Genomic DNA, 15,568 nt, shown 5'->3' with positions numbered 1-15,568 from the left:
AGGATCTTTTAGTAATGATCCTGATGGTTAAATAAAAAGGTCGCCTGATTTGCGACCTTTTTTATCATTCGAACTGACAACAATAATCAATGGATAGAGTTATGAATAAATTTACGATTGATGGCAAACAAATGGCCTACCTCGACATTGGTCAAGGGCCTGTACTATTGTTTGGTCACAGCTACTTGTGGGACAGCAAGATGTGGGCACCACAAGTTGCGCACTTGAGCCAATCGTATCGCTGTATTGTGCCGGATTTGTGGTCTCATGGGGAATCAGATTCAGCTCCTCAAACAACCCGTTCACTGCAAGATTACGCACAGCAGATGCTTGCCTTACTCGACCATCTTGATATCCAACAATGCACAATGATTGGCTTGTCTGTGGGTGGTATGTGGGGGACGGAATTAGTCACGCTCGCGCCAGCTAGAGTGAATGCTTTAGTCTTGATGGATACGTTTGTCGGCTTGGAGCCAGAAGTTGCTCACAACAAATACTTTGCGATGTTGAGCACGATTGATAGCGAACAAGTTGTGCCGCCAGCGATTATCGATGCGGTAGTACCGCTGTTTTTCGCTAATAATGCCGTGCAAGACAATCCACAGCTAGTCGCAGAATTTGCAGCTCACTTAGCGGCAATAAAAGGCGAGCAAGCAAGTGAGATTGCTCGAATTGGTCGTATGGTGTTTGGTCGACGTGATCAAATTGAACAGATAGAGAAGTTTGCACTGCCAACTCTAATTGCAGTGGGGCAAGAAGATAAGCCGCGCCCTGTGCTTGAGTCTTATTTAATGGTCGATTGCATCGATGGCTCTGAATTGGTGCAAATCCCACAGGCTGGGCATATCTCTAATCTAGAGCAGCCACAGTTCGTCAATGAAATGCTCGAAGGCTTTTTATCTCGCGTCCACGCTTAACTTTTTTCTGAACGTTGAATAGCAAACAGGCCTCATTCTGAGGCCTGTTTTATTTGTTCTTCATCTTGCTTACTACTCAGCTTTTTCTCACCCAGTTTAGGTTCGTTACCATCGTAGAGGCGGCGAATGTTTTGGTGGTGTTTAAAGACGATCAAACAGCACAGCATGGCGACGGGCAATGTATATTGCGGTTTGATCATCCATGTATACATCGGTGCGAGTAGTACCGTGACTAAAGCCGCTAACGATGAGTAGCGAAATGTCAGCGCTACCGCCAACCAAGTCGCGATCACCATGGCGGTGAGATCTAAGCCGATAGGGGCGATGGCACCGAGTGCGGTCGCAACGCCTTTGCCACCTTTAAAGTGGAAAAATAGTGGGTACATATGGCCAAGGCAAGCAGCAATCGCGACTAAGCCAAGCATAATCGGTTCAATATTAAGAAAGTAACCGCCCCAGACAGGGATAGTGCCTTTGAGCATGTCACAAAGCAGAACGGCAAGTGCGGCTTTTCGTCCGCCAATACGCAACACGTTGGTAGCGCCCGGATTGTTAGAGCCTACTTTTCGTGGGTCGGGCAGTCTCAGTACTCGACAAATTAAAACCGCACTTGAGATCGAACCTAACAAATAGGCCGAAAAAATCATGGCAAGTGCTAATGGCGTCATAAAAGGCAATCCGAAAAAACAGACATTAAGATGCAACCAGTTGATATGCATTGGTGAAAATAACTTTCGAATTCACTGGCTTGTTACTCGCATATCAAGGTTACTTGGGTATATCATATCGCGCTTGCTAAGAGCAAACTACTTACGGCAAACATTTGATAGCAAATAGTACGATTTTTTCTCTTGATTGGGTATCCGACCTGTACAGGAAGCAGTAGAGCATGGACAAAGTATTTATTGAACAACTAGAAGTCATTACGACGATTGGTGTGTATGACTGGGAACAAGAAATTAAGCAGAAACTCGTGCTTGATATCGAGATGGCACACGACAACCGCCCTGCGGGTAAAAGTGATGACGTACAAGATGCTTTGGACTACGCCCAAGTAAGTGAAGCGGTGATCAATCATATCGTTAACGGTCGTTTTTTATTGGTGGAGCGTGTCGCTGAAGAAGTGGCAGAACTGATTATGTCTCGCTTCAACGTGCCTTGGATTAAAATACGTCTAACCAAACCAGGTGCGGTGCCACAAGCAAAAGGCGTTGGAGTGGTGATTGAGCGAGGAAAGCTATGATCACCGCCTATATTGGCGTTGGCTCGAATTTAGAGCGAAAGAAACACATTGAAGCGGCGATTGTTGAACTGTCTCAAATCGGAGAAGAACTACGTATTTCAACGATTTATGAGTGTGACGCAATTGGCTTTCAAGGCGAGGCTTTTTACAATCTTGTGGTGGAAATGAAAACCACTCTAGATTTAACGGAATTTTCACGCGCCCTACGTACAATCGAGTTGAAGTGGGGACGTAAAGAAGATGCTGCGAAGTTTGAACCGCGCACATTGGATCTCGATATTATCTTGTTTGGTGAGCAAATATCAGCAGCAGCCCCTATGCTGCCGCGCGCTGATATTTATCAGTATGCGTTTGTCATCCAACCACTTAATGAATTATGTCCGGATTTAATTGTCCCTAATGATGGACGAACCATTGCACAGATATACCAGCAAAGTTGCCATAATGAGCGATTGATTGAGGTTGTGCGCTGGTTCTAGTTATTTTCTATTAATGAGTTTTACATGAGTAATTTTGAAGCGTTTGTATTGGCATTAATTCAGGGATTGACCGAATTTTTGCCTATATCGAGCTCTGCGCACTTAATTCTGCCATCGGCAGTATTTGGCTGGGCAGACCAAGGATTGGCATTTGATGTTGCGGTCCATGTTGGCACACTAGCGGCGGTAATGATCTACTTCCGTAGTGAAGTGGTGAGTTTGTTGAGTGCATTTTTTGCTTCCATCTTCAAAGGTGATCGCAGCAAAGAAGCCAAACTGGCATGGATGATCCTAATCGCAACGATCCCGGCATGTATCTTTGGTCTATTGATGAAAGATATTATTGAGATCTATTTACGCAGTGCTTGGATCATTGCAACGACGACGATTATTTTTGGTTTGCTATTGTGGTACGTGGACAAGAATTCGGCTCTGGCTGATGACGAATACCAAACCACAGGTAAAAAAGCCTTGTTTATTGGTATTGCTCAAGCTTTAGCAATGATCCCTGGTACATCTCGTTCTGGTGCGACTATCACTGCGGCGCTTTACTTAGGCTTTACCCGTGAGGCGGCAGCTCGCTTCTCGTTCTTAATGTCGATTCCAATCATTTTGCTGGCTGGTGGCTACTTAACTCTCCAGCTTGTAGTGAGCGGTGATCCGGTTGATTTTACTGTGCTAGCAACGGGCATCGTAACCTCATTTATTAGTGCGTATATTTGTATTCACTTCTTCTTGAAGCTGATTTCGCGCATGGGTATGACCCCGTTTGTGATTTACCGTTTACTGCTAGGTATTGGTTTATTTGCCTTGCTCGCATTGAACTAAGCCTAAACAATTAAGCTCTTTCTCTGAGACCACATAACCCAATCTCGCGCCTCATGCGACATTGTGGTATATATGTGGTCTTTCTTTTTCTCTTCCCTAACAAAATTTTATGCGAGTTTTTGCCCTGTTCTTATTATTACTTTTAGGCTGGCTACAATACACATGGTGGCTTGGCAAAAATGGTATGACTGACTATCAAACCGTCAGCGCTGAGATCGAGGTGCAGAATCAGGTTAATTCTAACTTAGCAGTACGCAATAACGAGATGTTTGCTGAAATTGATGACTTGCGCCAAGGGCTTGATGCCATTGAAGAACGCGCAAGGCATGAACTTGGCATGGTGAAAGAGGGAGAGACTTTTTACCGCATGATCGGAGAGGAACACGAATAATGACAACCACGATCTCTCCATCGATAGTCGCGATTGTCCCGGCTGCAGGTGTTGGCAGTCGTATGAAAGCCAACAAGCCCAAACAATATCTGACCATTGGCCAACAGACTGTCCTTGAGCATACCGTACTGAAACTGCTTGCTCACCCGCAAGTGAGTAAAGTGGTGGTAGCCATTACTCAAGGTGATCCCTATTTTCCAGAGCTATCAATCGCCCAGCATCCTGATGTCGTGCGTGTCGATGGTGGTAAAGAACGGGCTGACTCGGTGTTATCTGGATTGCAATATGTTGAGCAGCAGCAACTCAGTGAATGGGTAATGGTGCATGATGCGGCACGACCATGCGTGCGTGAAGAAGACTTGAATACACTGATAGAAGTATCGCAAGCGCATGCGGTGGGCGGTATTTTAGCTTCCCCTGTGCGAGATACGATGAAACGTGCCAACGGTGGGCAAAACATTGACCATACTGTTGAGCGTGAAGCGCTGTGGCATGCGTTAACCCCACAAATGTTTAGAACAACTCAGCTTACGCACAGTTTATCTGCTGCTCTGGCGGCGGGTGCTATCATTACTGATGAAGCATCGGCACTCGAGTGGGCGGGATTACAGCCTGCATTAGTGCAAGGTTCAGCAGATAATATTAAGATCACTCAACCAGAAGATTTAGCGTTAGCCGAGTTCTATCTTGAGCGAAATAAAGGATAACCCATGATGCGAATTGGTCACGGCTTTGATGTACATAAATTTGGTGGTGAAGGCCCTGTAATTATTGGTGGTGTTGCTATTCCGTATGAGCAAGGATTGATAGCTCATTCTGATGGTGACGTCGCTCTGCATGCCCTGAGTGACGCGCTTTTAGGCGCGATTGCGGCGGGTGATATTGGTCGCCATTTCCCTGATACCGACGATAAATGGAAAGGGGCAGACAGCCGTATGCTGCTACGTGACGTCTATCGCCGAGTGAAGGAGCAAGGTTACGTCATAGGTAATGCAGACGTTACTATTATGGCGCAAGCACCAAAGATGGCGCCACATATTGAAAGTATGTGCGCAGCAATCGCACAAGATTTAGAAACCGAGATTGGCAACGTCAACGTCAAAGCGACGACAACGGAGCGTCTTGGCTTTACTGGTCGTAAAGAAGGCATCGCTTGTGAAGCGGTGGTATTACTGATCAAACAAAACTAATTAAAATCGCCCATCGCATCAAGTGATGGGTGATGGAATCAATCATGTCAGATATTTTATCTTCGCTAGCCTACTTAAATGGCAAACCAACCGCTCAAGGCAAACTAAAACTGAAACCTGAGCACTTCCAAGTTTACGAAAACCTCGGTTTTGATTTTACTGGTGAAGGCGAGCACCTGATGGTGCGTATTCGTAAGACGGGTGAAAACACTAGCTTCGTGGCGAATGAGCTAGCGAAAGCCTGTGGTGTAAAATCAAAAGATGTAAGCTGGGCTGGTCTGAAAGACCGTCATGCAGTGACCGAGCAATGGTTAAGCGTGCACTTACCAAAAGGTGAGATGCCAGACTTTAGTGATTTTCTTGCGCAGTACCCATCGATTGAGATTGTTGCAACCGATCGTCACAACAAAAAATTGCGTCCTGGTGATCTGGTTGGCAACGAGTTTGTCGTAACACTGGCAGAAGTGAGTGATGTTGATGACGTGATTGCGCGTTTGGAAAAAATCGCTCAAACCGGTGTACCCAATTATTTTGGTAGCCAGCGTTTTGGTCATGATGGCAATAACGTAACAGAAGCGCGTCGTTGGGGACGTGACAATGTTCGTACACGTAACCAGAATAAACGCAGTCTATATCTATCAGCGGCACGCTCTTGGATTTTTAATGGCATTGTTTCGGCACGTATCGAGCAAGGTGCATTTGAACTGCCATTAGAAGGTGATGTTGTGCAAGCTGGTCGTGAGCAACTTCTCGTTGATTCAAGCAATATCGCCGAAATGAGCGAAAAGATCACCGCAGGTGAATACCTTATTACAGCAGCGATGGCGGGTGATAATGCGCTACCAACTCAAGCCAAAGCGCTAGAGCTTGAACAGCCACAATTGGATGCCGAGCCTGATTTAATGGCATTGATCCGTGGTAATCGTATGCGCCATGACCGTCGTGAAATTGCACTTAAAGCGCAGAACCTAACCTGGCAAGTTGAAGCTGATGAGATCACATTACGCTTTGCATTAGACTCTGGTTGTTTTGCTACTGCTATTGTTCGAGAGTTGATCGAAGAAATTGAAGTGGAGCGCAGTTACTCATGAGTGAGTCACGCCTAAAAATTTTGCTTAGCAATGACGATGGAGTGCATGCAGAAGGTATTCATACTTTAGCAAAAGCTTTGGCATCGTTTGCTGATATTACTATCGTTGCGCCAGATCGTAACCGATCTGGCGCATCTAACTCTTTAACGTTAGAGCAGCCATTGCGTGTCACCGAAATCGCCCCTAGCATCTATTCCGTGCAAGGCACACCGACGGATTGTGTCCACTTTGCATTGAATGAGCTAATGAAAGATGACCTACCAGACTTGGTGTTATCCGGTATTAACCATGGCGCTAATTTGGGTGACGATGTGCTGTATTCAGGCACGGTAGCGGCAGCGATGGAAGGGCATTTTTTAGGCGTTCAGGCTATTGCGCTCTCTTTGGCGGGTAAAGTGAACTTTGCCACAGCGGCACAAGTCGCCGTGGAATTGGTTGAGCAACATCTTAAACAGCCTATTCCGACCAATCGTCTGTTAAATGTGAATATTCCCGATCTGCCTTATACGGATTTATCGGGTACGGTGGTGACGCGATTGGGCGCTCGCCATCATGCTGAAGATATGATTAAACAAAACGATCCGCGAGGTCATGATATCTATTGGCTTGGTCCTCCGGGGAAAGAGCAGGATGCAGGTGAAGGTACTGACTTTTTTGCGATCGAACATGGCTTTGTCTCTATCACACCGTTGCAAGTCGATTTAACAGCTCATGAGTCAATCGGAGCAATGTCTCACTGGTTAAAGGGTAATTAACAATGGCAAATCCACATGCCGACAAATTGATGCAGTTTCTTGTCGCGAGTGGCATTCAAAACCAAGCGGTACTTGACGCTATTTATCAACTTCCTCGTGAAAGCTTTGTATCACAAGCAATGATGCATCAAGCTTATGATAATAACGCACTACCGATTGGTCATGGACAGACGATTTCTCAGCCTTACATTGTGGCTAAGATGACGGAAATGCTTGAACTTAAACGTGAAAGCAGAGTCCTAGAGGTGGGAACGGGTTCCGGTTATCAAACCGCAGTGCTCGCGCAACTGGTTAACCATGTGTATTCCGTCGAGCGTATCAAAGCGCTGCAGTGGGATGCAAAACGCCGTTTGAAACAGCTTGATATCTATAATGTATCGACGAAACATGGTGATGGTTGGCAAGGTTGGGCAGCCAAAGCGCCGTTTGATGCGATCATCGTTACAGCAGCTGCGGAAAGCGTTCCTAATGGTCTGCTGGAGCAACTCAATGATGGTGGCATATTAGTTATCCCTGTCGGTGTTGATGACCAACAGTTGTTAAAGATTACCCGTCAAGGGCAAAACTATCTAACAGAAGTAATAGAAATGGTGCGCTTTGTACCTTTGATTGCAGGTGAACTCGCTTAATCATGCGTAATAAGTCTAATTCATTAATGATATTTGCTTTGAGTAGCATTCTTGCAGGATGTGCTGCTCATTCCCCCGCACCAGTATCAAGTTTGAATAAAGATTATGACTCGATCTCCCGAGGGAGCTATCGAGGCAGTTACTATGAAGTTAAAAAGGGAGACACCCTCTATTTTATTGCTTATGTCACAGATAGGGATGTAAATGACATTGTTCGTTACAATCATTTGTCGGCTCCCTACACGATTTATCCAGGGCAACGACTAAAACTTTGGCAACCTGCTTATCGTCCACCAGCCTATGCTGGTTCGGGTTCCGGCGCATCAGCAACGAAAACTGTCGCCGTCGCCTCCACAACGGCAGCGGCTAAACCTTCGGTTTCGAGTAAAAACTCGAATCAACAAGTTGCAAAACAAACCACTACGAATACTAAACCAGTGGCACAAAAAACTGCGACGAAAGGGGTTGAACAATCTAAACCAAAGGAGTATGTTGAGGCTAAGGGTAAACAAAATGTTAACAAAAATGTCAATACAACGACACCAGTTAACGCTAACGTGACCAAGTGGTTATGGCCAACGAAAGGGAGAGTAATCAAGAACTTTTCGGCAGGCGATCAAGGTAACAAAGGGATTGATATTGCAGGACAGCGAGGTCAACCAATCTTGTCTACCGCAGCCGGAACAGTCGTATATTCAGGTAATGCTTTAAGAGGTTACGGAAACCTCGTAATTATAAAACATAACGATAAATTTTTAAGCGCGTATGCGCACAACGACCAGTTGCTAGTAAAAGAAGGTCAGAGTGTTAAATCAGGCCAAAAAATTGCAACAATGGGCAGTTCAGGAACCAACAGTGTTCGCTTGCACTTTGAAATTCGCTACCAAGGTAAATCGGTCAATCCGAAACGTTACCTACCATAAAATTTGCTAACAGAGATCTATCAAGGACATTAGATGTTTTGAAATGTCTTGCTAACTCGCCAGGGGGAGGCGCTATGAGTATCAGCAACGCAGCAGCAAAAGTAGAAGAGTTTGATATCGAAAGCACGGAAAGCTTTGAGTCCGAATCACAACTCGATAAAAAGAACACCACATCCAATGAAACTGAAAAAGAAGAGTTTGAAGTATCGAATAAAAACCTTGATGCGACACAACTTTATCTCGGGGAAATCGGTTTCTCACCACTGCTAACTGCAGAAGAAGAAGTGCTTTACGCACGACGAGCACTACGTGGCGATGAAGCAGCACGTAAACGTATGATTGAGAGTAACTTACGTTTGGTTGTGAAAATTTCTCGTCGTTACAGTAATCGTGGCTTAGCACTACTCGACTTAATTGAAGAGGGTAACCTCGGGCTAATTCGTGCGGTAGAGAAGTTTGATCCAGAGCGAGGCTTCCGCTTTTCAACCTACGCAACATGGTGGATTCGTCAAACCATCGAGCGTGCATTGATGAATCAGACGCGTACGATTCGCTTACCTATTCATGTCGTAAAAGAGCTTAATATTTATTTGCGTACCGCACGAGAGCTATCGCAAAAACTTGACCATGAACCGACCGCAGAAGAGATTGCTACGCAACTGGATAAGCCAGTCGATGACGTAAGTAAAATGCTGCGTCTTAATGAGCGTATTAGTTCTGTAGATACGCCAATCGGTGGGGACGGGGAAAAAGCACTGTTGGATATCATTCCCGATGTAAAACATTCGGATCCGGAAGTGTCTACACAAGATGATGATATTAAGAGCTCGCTGATTAATTGGCTTGATGAACTTAACCCTAAGCAAAAAGAAGTTTTAGCTCGCCGTTTTGGTTTGCTAGGTTATGAGCCATCAACGCTTGAAGAAGTAGGACGTGAAATTAACTTAACTCGTGAGCGAGTGCGTCAAATTCAAGTAGAAGGTCTGCGTCGTCTGCGTGAGATCCTAGTAAAACAAGGCTTAAGCATGGAAAACCTGTTTAACGTCGAAGACGACTAATCATTGTAGTTTGAAAGCAAAACGCCTTGGCTAGCCAAGGCGTTTTTGTTTCTTCAATATGAGCTAAGGCTTTAACTTGCTTGTTTCAGCTTGGGAAAGACCTTAACCAGTTTGATGCGGTTTTCTTCTAACTCAACAATCTCCATCGGATGCCCAGAGACTTGTACGCTGAGGTGGCTTTCTGGAATATCTTCTAAGTGCTCTAAGATAAGACCATTTAAGGTACGAGGACCATCGGTTGGCAGTTTCCATTTGAGCCCTTTGTTGATATCACGAATATTGGCGCTGCCTTCGATTAAAAAGCTACCATCACCTTGTGGAATGATCTCTTCCGACAAACTTGGCGCAATAGAAGTGGTAAATTCGCCGACAATCTCTTCTAGGATATCCTCGAGGGTGACTAAGCCAATAATGTCACCATATTCATCCACAATCAGACCGATGCGCTGTTTCTTACGCTGAAACTTAAGTAGCTGAACATTAAGCGGCGTCCCTTCCGGGATAAAGTAGACTTCATCAGCCGCGCGCAGCAGCCGCTCTTTAGTGAATTCATTTTTTTCCAGCATTAAGCGATACGCTTCTCGCAGACGTAGCATACCTACCGCTTCATCAATCTGATCGCGATACAACACCACTCGACCGTGCGGGGAGTGAGTGAGCTGGCGCACAATCGACTTCCAATCATCATTGATGTCGATACCCGTGATCTCGTTGCGTGGCACCATAATGTCATTGACGGTGACATTTTCGAGGTCAAGAATCGAGACCAACATGTCTTGGTGGCGACGAGGAATAAGGCTCCCCGCCTCATTGACCACAGTACGTAGCTCCTCTGAACTTAAGTGGTCGTCATCACCATGGCTTGCTTTCACCCCGAGTAGGCGGATAAAACCATTAGTAATGAAGTTTACCAAGATCACCAAAGGAGAAAGCACCTTCATTAACAGTGAGAGCAGAACGCTACTGGCGTAGGAGACGCGTTCAGGATAGAGCGCAGCAAGCGTTTTTGGGGTGACTTCCGCAAAGACTAAGATGACGAGGGTGAGGGCACCTGTGGCGATGGCGACACCAATGTCACCATAAAGGCGCATACCGAGAATGGTAGCGATAGCAGAAGCGAGAATATTGACGAGGTTGTTGCCGATTAGAATAAGACCAATTAAGCGATCGGGTCGGTCAAGTAGCTTTTCTACTCGTCTGGCACCTTTATGACCACTGTTGGATAAGTGTTTTAATCGATAGCGATTCAGAGCCATCATGCCGGTTTCTGAACCTGAAAAATAACCTGAAATTACAATGAGACACGCGAGTAGCGCAAATAAGATACCCGTTGATATGTCGTCCAAAACTTACCTGTTCCTTGATGTGTTTAGATTAATTTATGACCTAACTGTTTGCGTAAGTCAATGATGATATAGTGAAAACTCAGATATGAAAAAAGGTGCACTTCTGCACCTTTGATTAATTGAGAATGATCTCACGTACAAAGCGACTGCCAAAGTAGGCAATGGTCAGTAACGTGGCGCCGGCGATGGCAAACCAGGTCACTTTCTTACCGCGCCAGCCTTTTTGGTAGTGACCCCAAATGAGCACTGAGTAAATAATCCAGGCAATAAACGAGAGGATTGCTTTGTGTGCTTTACCTTGGGCAAACATGTCATGAACAAAGGTAAAGCCAGTTAGAAGCGTTGCAGTGAGCAGCAAGTTACCGATTAAGATGATCTTAAACAGTTGACGCTCAATCAACATCAGCGGTGGCACATTGGGGTTGATTGCCAGTGCTTTTTTCGCTTTCAAACGATTATCTAACCAAGCCAGTTGCAGTGCGTACAGTGCACCAATCGTTAAGGTTGAATATGAGAATAACGCTAATGAAATATGGATAAGTAGCTTAGGGTCGTTTTCGAAGTGAGTAATATAGCTACTTGGCAGCAAGGTTGCCGCGAGCAAGTTAAGTGCTGAGAAACTGTAAACCACAGGTAAGATAAACCACAAACGGGTTTTCAGCATCGCGCCGCTCATCACAACAGAGATGATAAAGCTAATTAAAGACGCAACATTAAGAATGCTGAGGTTTTGCCCAGAGCCTGACAGAATCAGATCAGCCAAAGACCACGCATGAAACACTAGAGCGAGGATTGCACTAACCAAAACAGTTTTAGCGCGTATACCTGTTTGATGAACTAATCCAGGAATGATCGTGGCAATTGCCAAGATATAGAGAATTGCTGCGCTTACAGCGATTAAGTTGTCCATTACTCTCGACTAAGCTGGTGGATTTTTAACAAATTATACCCTGCATCAAGCTTTTGGGCTATGGGGGAACAAGTAGGAATTGCGAGAGATGAGATATCAAATTCCAATCGACTAGTGCCAAGCTAGGGTTGGCTAAGGTATACTCATAGTAATTTATCGCCGAATTTAGCGAAGAGAACAAGATGTTTGAGAATTTAACGGATCGCCTATCCCGTACCCTGAAAAACATCAGTGGTAAAGGGCGTCTTACCGAAGACAATATTAAAGAAACCCTACGTGAAGTACGTATGGCGTTACTTGAGGCAGACGTAGCACTGCCTGTTGTACGTGAATTTATCAACCGTGTAAAAGAGAGCGCGGTCGGTGTAGAGGTATCAAAATCTCTCACGCCTGGTCAAGAGTTCATTAAAATCGTTCAAGCTGAGCTTGAAGCGGTTATGGGTGAATCGAACGAAGCGCTTAATCTAGCGGCTCAGCCACCCGCGGTTATTTTGATGGCGGGTCTACAAGGTGCGGGTAAAACCACCTCGGTAGGTAAACTATCTAAGCTATTAAAAGAGCGCGATAAGAAGAAAGTGCTGGTTGTGTCTGCCGACGTTTACCGTCCTGCGGCGATCAAACAGCTAGAAACTTTAGCGACCGATATTGGTGTTGATTTCTTCCCATCGTCAGCGGATCAAAAGCCGATTGATATTGCTAACGCAGCGATTGACCATGCGAAGAAGAAATTCTACGACGTCTTGGTTGTCGATACCGCAGGTCGTTTAGCGGTTGATGAGCAGATGATGGCAGAGATCCAAGATCTGCACTCGGCAATCAATCCTGTTGAGACGCTGTTTGTTGTTGATGCAATGACAGGTCAAGACGCGGCGAATACCGCTAAAGCCTTTGGTGATGCACTGCCGCTAACCGGTGTGATTCTAACTAAAGTCGACGGTGATGCTCGTGGTGGTGCGGCGCTTTCAGTTCGCCATATCACAGGTAAGCCAATCAAGTTCTTGGGTGTTGGTGAGAAGACCGATGCACTAGAACCATTCCATCCAGATCGCGTGGCTTCACGTATTCTTGGTATGGGTGACGTACTGTCGCTTATCGAAGATCTACAACGTAATGTTGACCATGAAAAAGCAGAAAAACTGGCGAAGAAGTTCAAAGAGAAGAAAGGCTTCGATTTAGAAGACTTCCGTGAACAGCTTGGCCAAATGCAAAACATGGGCGGCATGATGGGTATGCTAGACAAACTGCCAGGTATGTCTCAGTTGCCAGCAGATGTGAAAGATAAAGTTGATGACAAGATGTTTAAGCAGATGGAAGCTATCATCAGCTCAATGACAATGAAAGAGCGTCAACGTCCTGAAATTATCAAAGGTTCACGTAAGAAACGTATCGCAGCCGGTTCTGGTGTGCAGGTACAAGACGTTAACCGCCTGCTTAAACAGTTCACCCAAATGCAGAAGATGATGAAGAAGATGCAAAAGGGTGGCATGAAAGGCATGATGCGCAACATGCAAGGCATGATGGGCGGCATGGGTGGTGGCGGTGGCTTCAACCCATTTGGTCGTTAATTACCCATCCCCAATATAAGTTTCAAGGTGTTAGCTAGCTCACATACTTATTAGCCAATTTGTGGTGGCGAAAAAATAGCTAAAGACCTTGCATTGCTCCGGAATAAGAGTAAAATTCCGGAGCTTTATTTTGGCACGAGACCCCAAACTGTTTACTGATTTGAACGGTTATTGGGGTTAATTTTATTTTTGAGAAAGCAAAGAGGACGACATGGTAACCATTCGTTTGGCACGTCACGGCGCTAAGAAGCGTCCATTTTATCAAATCGTAGTTGCGGACAGCCGTAACGCATCAACTGGCCGTTTCATCGAGAAAGTTGGTTTCTTTAACCCAACTGCTCAAGGTCAAGAAGAAGGTCTACGTCTAGACCTAGACCGCGTTAACCACTGGGTTGGTCAAGGCGCGTCTCTATCTGACCGCGTTGCTAAGCTAGTTAAAGACGCTCAAAAAGCGGCTTAATTCTTACCAGAAGAAGAAATTAGCTTATGTCGATGAAAGGTAAAGAAACAGTGAGCAATGACAAGATTGTTGTAGGCAAGTTTGGTGCTACTTACGGCATTCGTGGTTGGCTTAAGGTTTTTTCCTACACAGACAATGCTGAAAACATCTTTGATTACAGCCCTTGGTTTTTAAACCAAAAAGGCGTGTGGGTTGAGTACAAAGTTGAAAGCTGGAAACGTCATGGCCAAGGTTATGTATGTAAACTAGCAGGTCTGGATGTGCGCGAAGAAGCGCAACTTCTGACTAACTTTGAAATTGCTATTGACCCTGCGGTACTACCAGAATTGTCATCAGATGAATTCTATTGGCGTGAATTGTTTGGTATGCAAGTTGTGACCACTAAAGGTTACGATCTAGGTGTTGTTTCTGACATCCTAGAAACTGGCTCAAACGATGTTCTCGTAGTTAAAGCAAATCTAAAAGATGCTTTCGGGCAAAAGGAACGATTAATTCCGTTCCTTACAGAGCAAGTGATCATCAAAGTTGATCGCGAAGCTCAACGGATCGAAGTTGACTGGGATCCTGGATTCTAATCACCCCAATTACAGAGCGAGATAAACATGTGGGTTGGCGTTATTAGCCTTTTTCCTGAAATGTTCCGTTCTGTTACTGATTTTGGGGTAACAGGTCAAGCGGTTAAAAAAGGTCTTTTGTCGATTGAGACTTGGAATCCTCGTGATTTCACTCATGACAAACATCGCACTGTTGATGATAGACCTTACGGTGGTGGTCCAGGCATGTTAATGATGGTGCAGCCTTTGCGCGATGCCATTCATACAGCGAAACAGGCCTCACCGGGTAAAACGAAAGTGATTTACCTATCACCTCAAGGTCGAAAACTCGACCAAAAAGGGGTTGAAGAGCTGGCAACAAACGAGAACTTGCTTCTTATTTGTGGTCGCTACGAAGGGGTAGATGAGCGCATCATCCAATCCGAAGTTGACGAAGAATGGTCAATTGGTGACTTTGTGATGACCGGGGGAGAAATCCCAGCCATGACGTTAATTGACTCAGTCTCAAGGTTTATCCCTGGAGTACTTGGAGACTTTGCGTCGGCAGAAGAAGATTCTTTTGCGAATGGCTTGTTAGATTGCCCTCACTATACGCGCCCTGAAGTGTTGGATGGCAAAGAAGTACCTGCGGTACTGATGTCAGGCAACCATAAGGACATTCGTCGCTGGCGATTACAACAATCGCTAGGCCGTACTTGGCTAAGAAGACCAGAGCTCCTGGAAAACCTAGCTCTGACTGACGAACAGGAACAATTACTGGCTGAGTTCATTAAAGAACATCAAGCTTAGTAACCTAATTTATTTAGTATCAGTTTATTCTAGGAATTTATTAAAATGAGTAACATCATCAAGGCTCTTGAAGAAGAGCAAATGAAATCAGGCCTACCTAAATTTGCACCAGGTGACACTGTTGTAGTTCAAGTTAAGGTAAAAGAAGGTGAACGTGAGCGTCTACAGGCTTTCGAAGGCGTTGTAATCGCAATCCGTAACCGTGGTCTACACTCAGCATTCACTGTACGTAAGATCTCTAACGGTGAAGGTGTTGAGCGTACGTTCCAAACACACTCTCCTATCGTTGATAGCATTGAAGTTAAACGCCGCGGTGCAGTACGTCGTGCCAAACTGTACTACCTACGTGAGCGTTCTGGTAAGTCAGCTCGTATCAAAGAGAAACTTGCTAAGAAGTAATGCTATAACTAGCGTTCTCATATTAAACGGAGCCCCAGTGG

Annotated in this window: 20 protein-coding genes; 17 read left to right on the top strand and 3 right to left on the bottom strand. The window is 45.2% G+C overall.

From position 1 onward, the window contains the following. Window positions 1–101: 101 nt before the first annotated feature. Window positions 102–917 (top strand): alpha/beta fold hydrolase, encoded by an 816-nt coding sequence (locus tag GZN30_RS11125; protein WP_075649761.1) that lies wholly within the window; start codon window positions 102–104, stop codon window positions 915–917. 32 nt (window positions 918–949) lie between these two features. Here the strand turns inward: GZN30_RS11125 and plsY are convergent, their stop codons facing one another. Continuing rightward, window positions 950–1,585: a glycerol-3-phosphate 1-O-acyltransferase PlsY gene (plsY, locus tag GZN30_RS11120; protein WP_075649762.1), complete on the bottom strand. Its 636-nt coding sequence runs from the start codon at window positions 1,583–1,585 to the stop codon at window positions 950–952. A 221-nt stretch (window positions 1,586–1,806) separates the two neighbouring features. Between plsY and folB the strand changes: the two genes are divergently transcribed. The 11 genes from folB (at window position 1,807) to rpoS (ending at window position 9,504) form a co-directional block, all read left to right on the top strand. Beyond that, the gene (folB, locus tag GZN30_RS11115; RefSeq protein ID WP_075649763.1) at window positions 1,807–2,160 is read left to right on the top strand and encodes a bifunctional dihydroneopterin aldolase/7,8-dihydroneopterin epimerase; all 354 of its coding nucleotides are present in this window, start codon (window positions 1,807–1,809) and stop codon (window positions 2,158–2,160) included. Continuing rightward, window positions 2,157–2,639 (top strand): 2-amino-4-hydroxy-6-hydroxymethyldihydropteridine diphosphokinase, encoded by a 483-nt coding sequence (folK, locus tag GZN30_RS11110; protein ID WP_075649764.1) that lies wholly within the window; start codon window positions 2,157–2,159, stop codon window positions 2,637–2,639. Before folB ends, folK begins: the two co-directional genes overlap by 4 nt. Before the next feature lie 24 nt (window positions 2,640–2,663). Continuing rightward, on the top strand, window positions 2,664–3,467 hold the full coding sequence (locus GZN30_RS11105; RefSeq protein WP_075649765.1) for an undecaprenyl-diphosphate phosphatase: 804 nt from the start codon (window positions 2,664–2,666) through the stop codon (window positions 3,465–3,467). 109 nt (window positions 3,468–3,576) lie between these two features. Next, a complete protein-coding gene (gene ftsB, locus GZN30_RS11100; RefSeq protein WP_075649766.1) occupies window positions 3,577–3,858 on the top strand; it encodes a cell division protein FtsB in 282 nt (93 codons plus the stop codon). Further along, on the top strand, window positions 3,858–4,565 hold the full coding sequence (gene ispD / locus GZN30_RS11095) for a 2-C-methyl-D-erythritol 4-phosphate cytidylyltransferase (RefSeq protein ID WP_075649767.1): 708 nt from the start codon (window positions 3,858–3,860) through the stop codon (window positions 4,563–4,565). The genes ftsB and ispD overlap by 1 nt, the downstream gene beginning before the upstream one ends. Window positions 4,566–4,568: 3 nt before the next feature. Continuing rightward, window positions 4,569–5,048 carry a 2-C-methyl-D-erythritol 2,4-cyclodiphosphate synthase gene (gene ispF / locus GZN30_RS11090; RefSeq protein ID WP_075649768.1) on the top strand — a complete coding sequence of 160 codons (480 nt, stop codon included), beginning with the start codon at window positions 4,569–4,571 and terminating at the stop codon, window positions 5,046–5,048. A 44-nt stretch (window positions 5,049–5,092) separates the two neighbouring features. Further along, a complete protein-coding gene (gene truD, locus GZN30_RS11085) occupies window positions 5,093–6,139 on the top strand; it encodes a tRNA pseudouridine(13) synthase TruD (RefSeq protein ID WP_075649769.1) in 1,047 nt (348 codons plus the stop codon). Continuing rightward, a complete protein-coding gene (surE, locus tag GZN30_RS11080; RefSeq protein ID WP_075649770.1) occupies window positions 6,136–6,894 on the top strand; it encodes a 5'/3'-nucleotidase SurE in 759 nt (252 codons plus the stop codon). Before truD ends, surE begins: the two co-directional genes overlap by 4 nt. Window positions 6,895–6,896: 2 nt before the next feature. Then, on the top strand, window positions 6,897–7,523 hold the full coding sequence (locus GZN30_RS11075; protein ID WP_075649771.1) for a protein-L-isoaspartate(D-aspartate) O-methyltransferase: 627 nt from the start codon (window positions 6,897–6,899) through the stop codon (window positions 7,521–7,523). A 2-nt stretch (window positions 7,524–7,525) separates the two neighbouring features. After that, on the top strand, window positions 7,526–8,446 hold the full coding sequence (gene nlpD, locus GZN30_RS11070) for a murein hydrolase activator NlpD (protein WP_075649772.1): 921 nt from the start codon (window positions 7,526–7,528) through the stop codon (window positions 8,444–8,446). A gap of 74 nt (window positions 8,447–8,520) precedes the next feature. Next, entirely contained in the window at window positions 8,521–9,504 is a 984-nt protein-coding gene (gene rpoS, locus GZN30_RS11065; protein WP_075649773.1) for an RNA polymerase sigma factor RpoS, read from the top strand. A 71-nt stretch (window positions 9,505–9,575) separates the two neighbouring features. Here the strand turns inward: rpoS and GZN30_RS11060 are convergent, their stop codons facing one another. Together GZN30_RS11060 and GZN30_RS11055 are read right to left on the bottom strand one after the other, a co-directional pair. Then, window positions 9,576–10,850, bottom strand: a complete 1,275-nt coding sequence (locus GZN30_RS11060) for an HlyC/CorC family transporter (RefSeq protein ID WP_075649774.1) — start codon at window positions 10,848–10,850, stop codon at window positions 9,576–9,578. A 115-nt stretch (window positions 10,851–10,965) separates the two neighbouring features. After that, window positions 10,966–11,760, bottom strand: a complete 795-nt coding sequence (locus GZN30_RS11055; RefSeq protein ID WP_075649775.1) for a cytochrome C assembly family protein — start codon at window positions 11,758–11,760, stop codon at window positions 10,966–10,968. 182 nt (window positions 11,761–11,942) lie between these two features. On the opposite strand from GZN30_RS11055, the gene ffh reads away from it, so the two are divergent. From ffh to rplS, 5 genes are all read left to right on the top strand, one after another. Beyond that, window positions 11,943–13,325 (top strand): signal recognition particle protein, encoded by a 1,383-nt coding sequence (ffh, locus tag GZN30_RS11050; RefSeq protein WP_075649776.1) that lies wholly within the window; start codon window positions 11,943–11,945, stop codon window positions 13,323–13,325. 211 nt (window positions 13,326–13,536) lie between these two features. Beyond that, complete coding sequence (gene rpsP / locus GZN30_RS11045) at window positions 13,537–13,785, top strand: 30S ribosomal protein S16 (RefSeq protein WP_005593968.1); 249 nt, start codon at window positions 13,537–13,539, stop codon at window positions 13,783–13,785. Window positions 13,786–13,811: 26 nt separating this feature from the next. Continuing rightward, window positions 13,812–14,360 carry a ribosome maturation factor RimM gene (gene rimM, locus GZN30_RS11040; protein WP_075649777.1) on the top strand — a complete coding sequence of 183 codons (549 nt, stop codon included), beginning with the start codon at window positions 13,812–13,814 and terminating at the stop codon, window positions 14,358–14,360. Window positions 14,361–14,387: 27 nt separating this feature from the next. Beyond that, on the top strand, window positions 14,388–15,128 hold the full coding sequence (gene trmD, locus GZN30_RS11035; protein WP_075649778.1) for a tRNA (guanosine(37)-N1)-methyltransferase TrmD: 741 nt from the start codon (window positions 14,388–14,390) through the stop codon (window positions 15,126–15,128). Window positions 15,129–15,173: 45 nt separating this feature from the next. Further along, window positions 15,174–15,527, top strand: coding sequence for a 50S ribosomal protein L19 (gene rplS, locus GZN30_RS11030; protein ID WP_038173824.1), 354 nt, complete (start codon window positions 15,174–15,176; stop codon window positions 15,525–15,527). The last annotated feature ends 41 nt before the right edge of the window (window positions 15,528–15,568 follow it).

The organism is Vibrio ponticus, assembly GCF_009938225.1.
GTDB classification, from domain to species: Bacteria; Pseudomonadota; Gammaproteobacteria; order Enterobacterales; family Vibrionaceae; genus Vibrio; species Vibrio ponticus.
The sequence above is the reverse complement of the archived record's forward strand: the minus strand, read 5'-3'. Positions and strand labels throughout refer to the sequence as shown.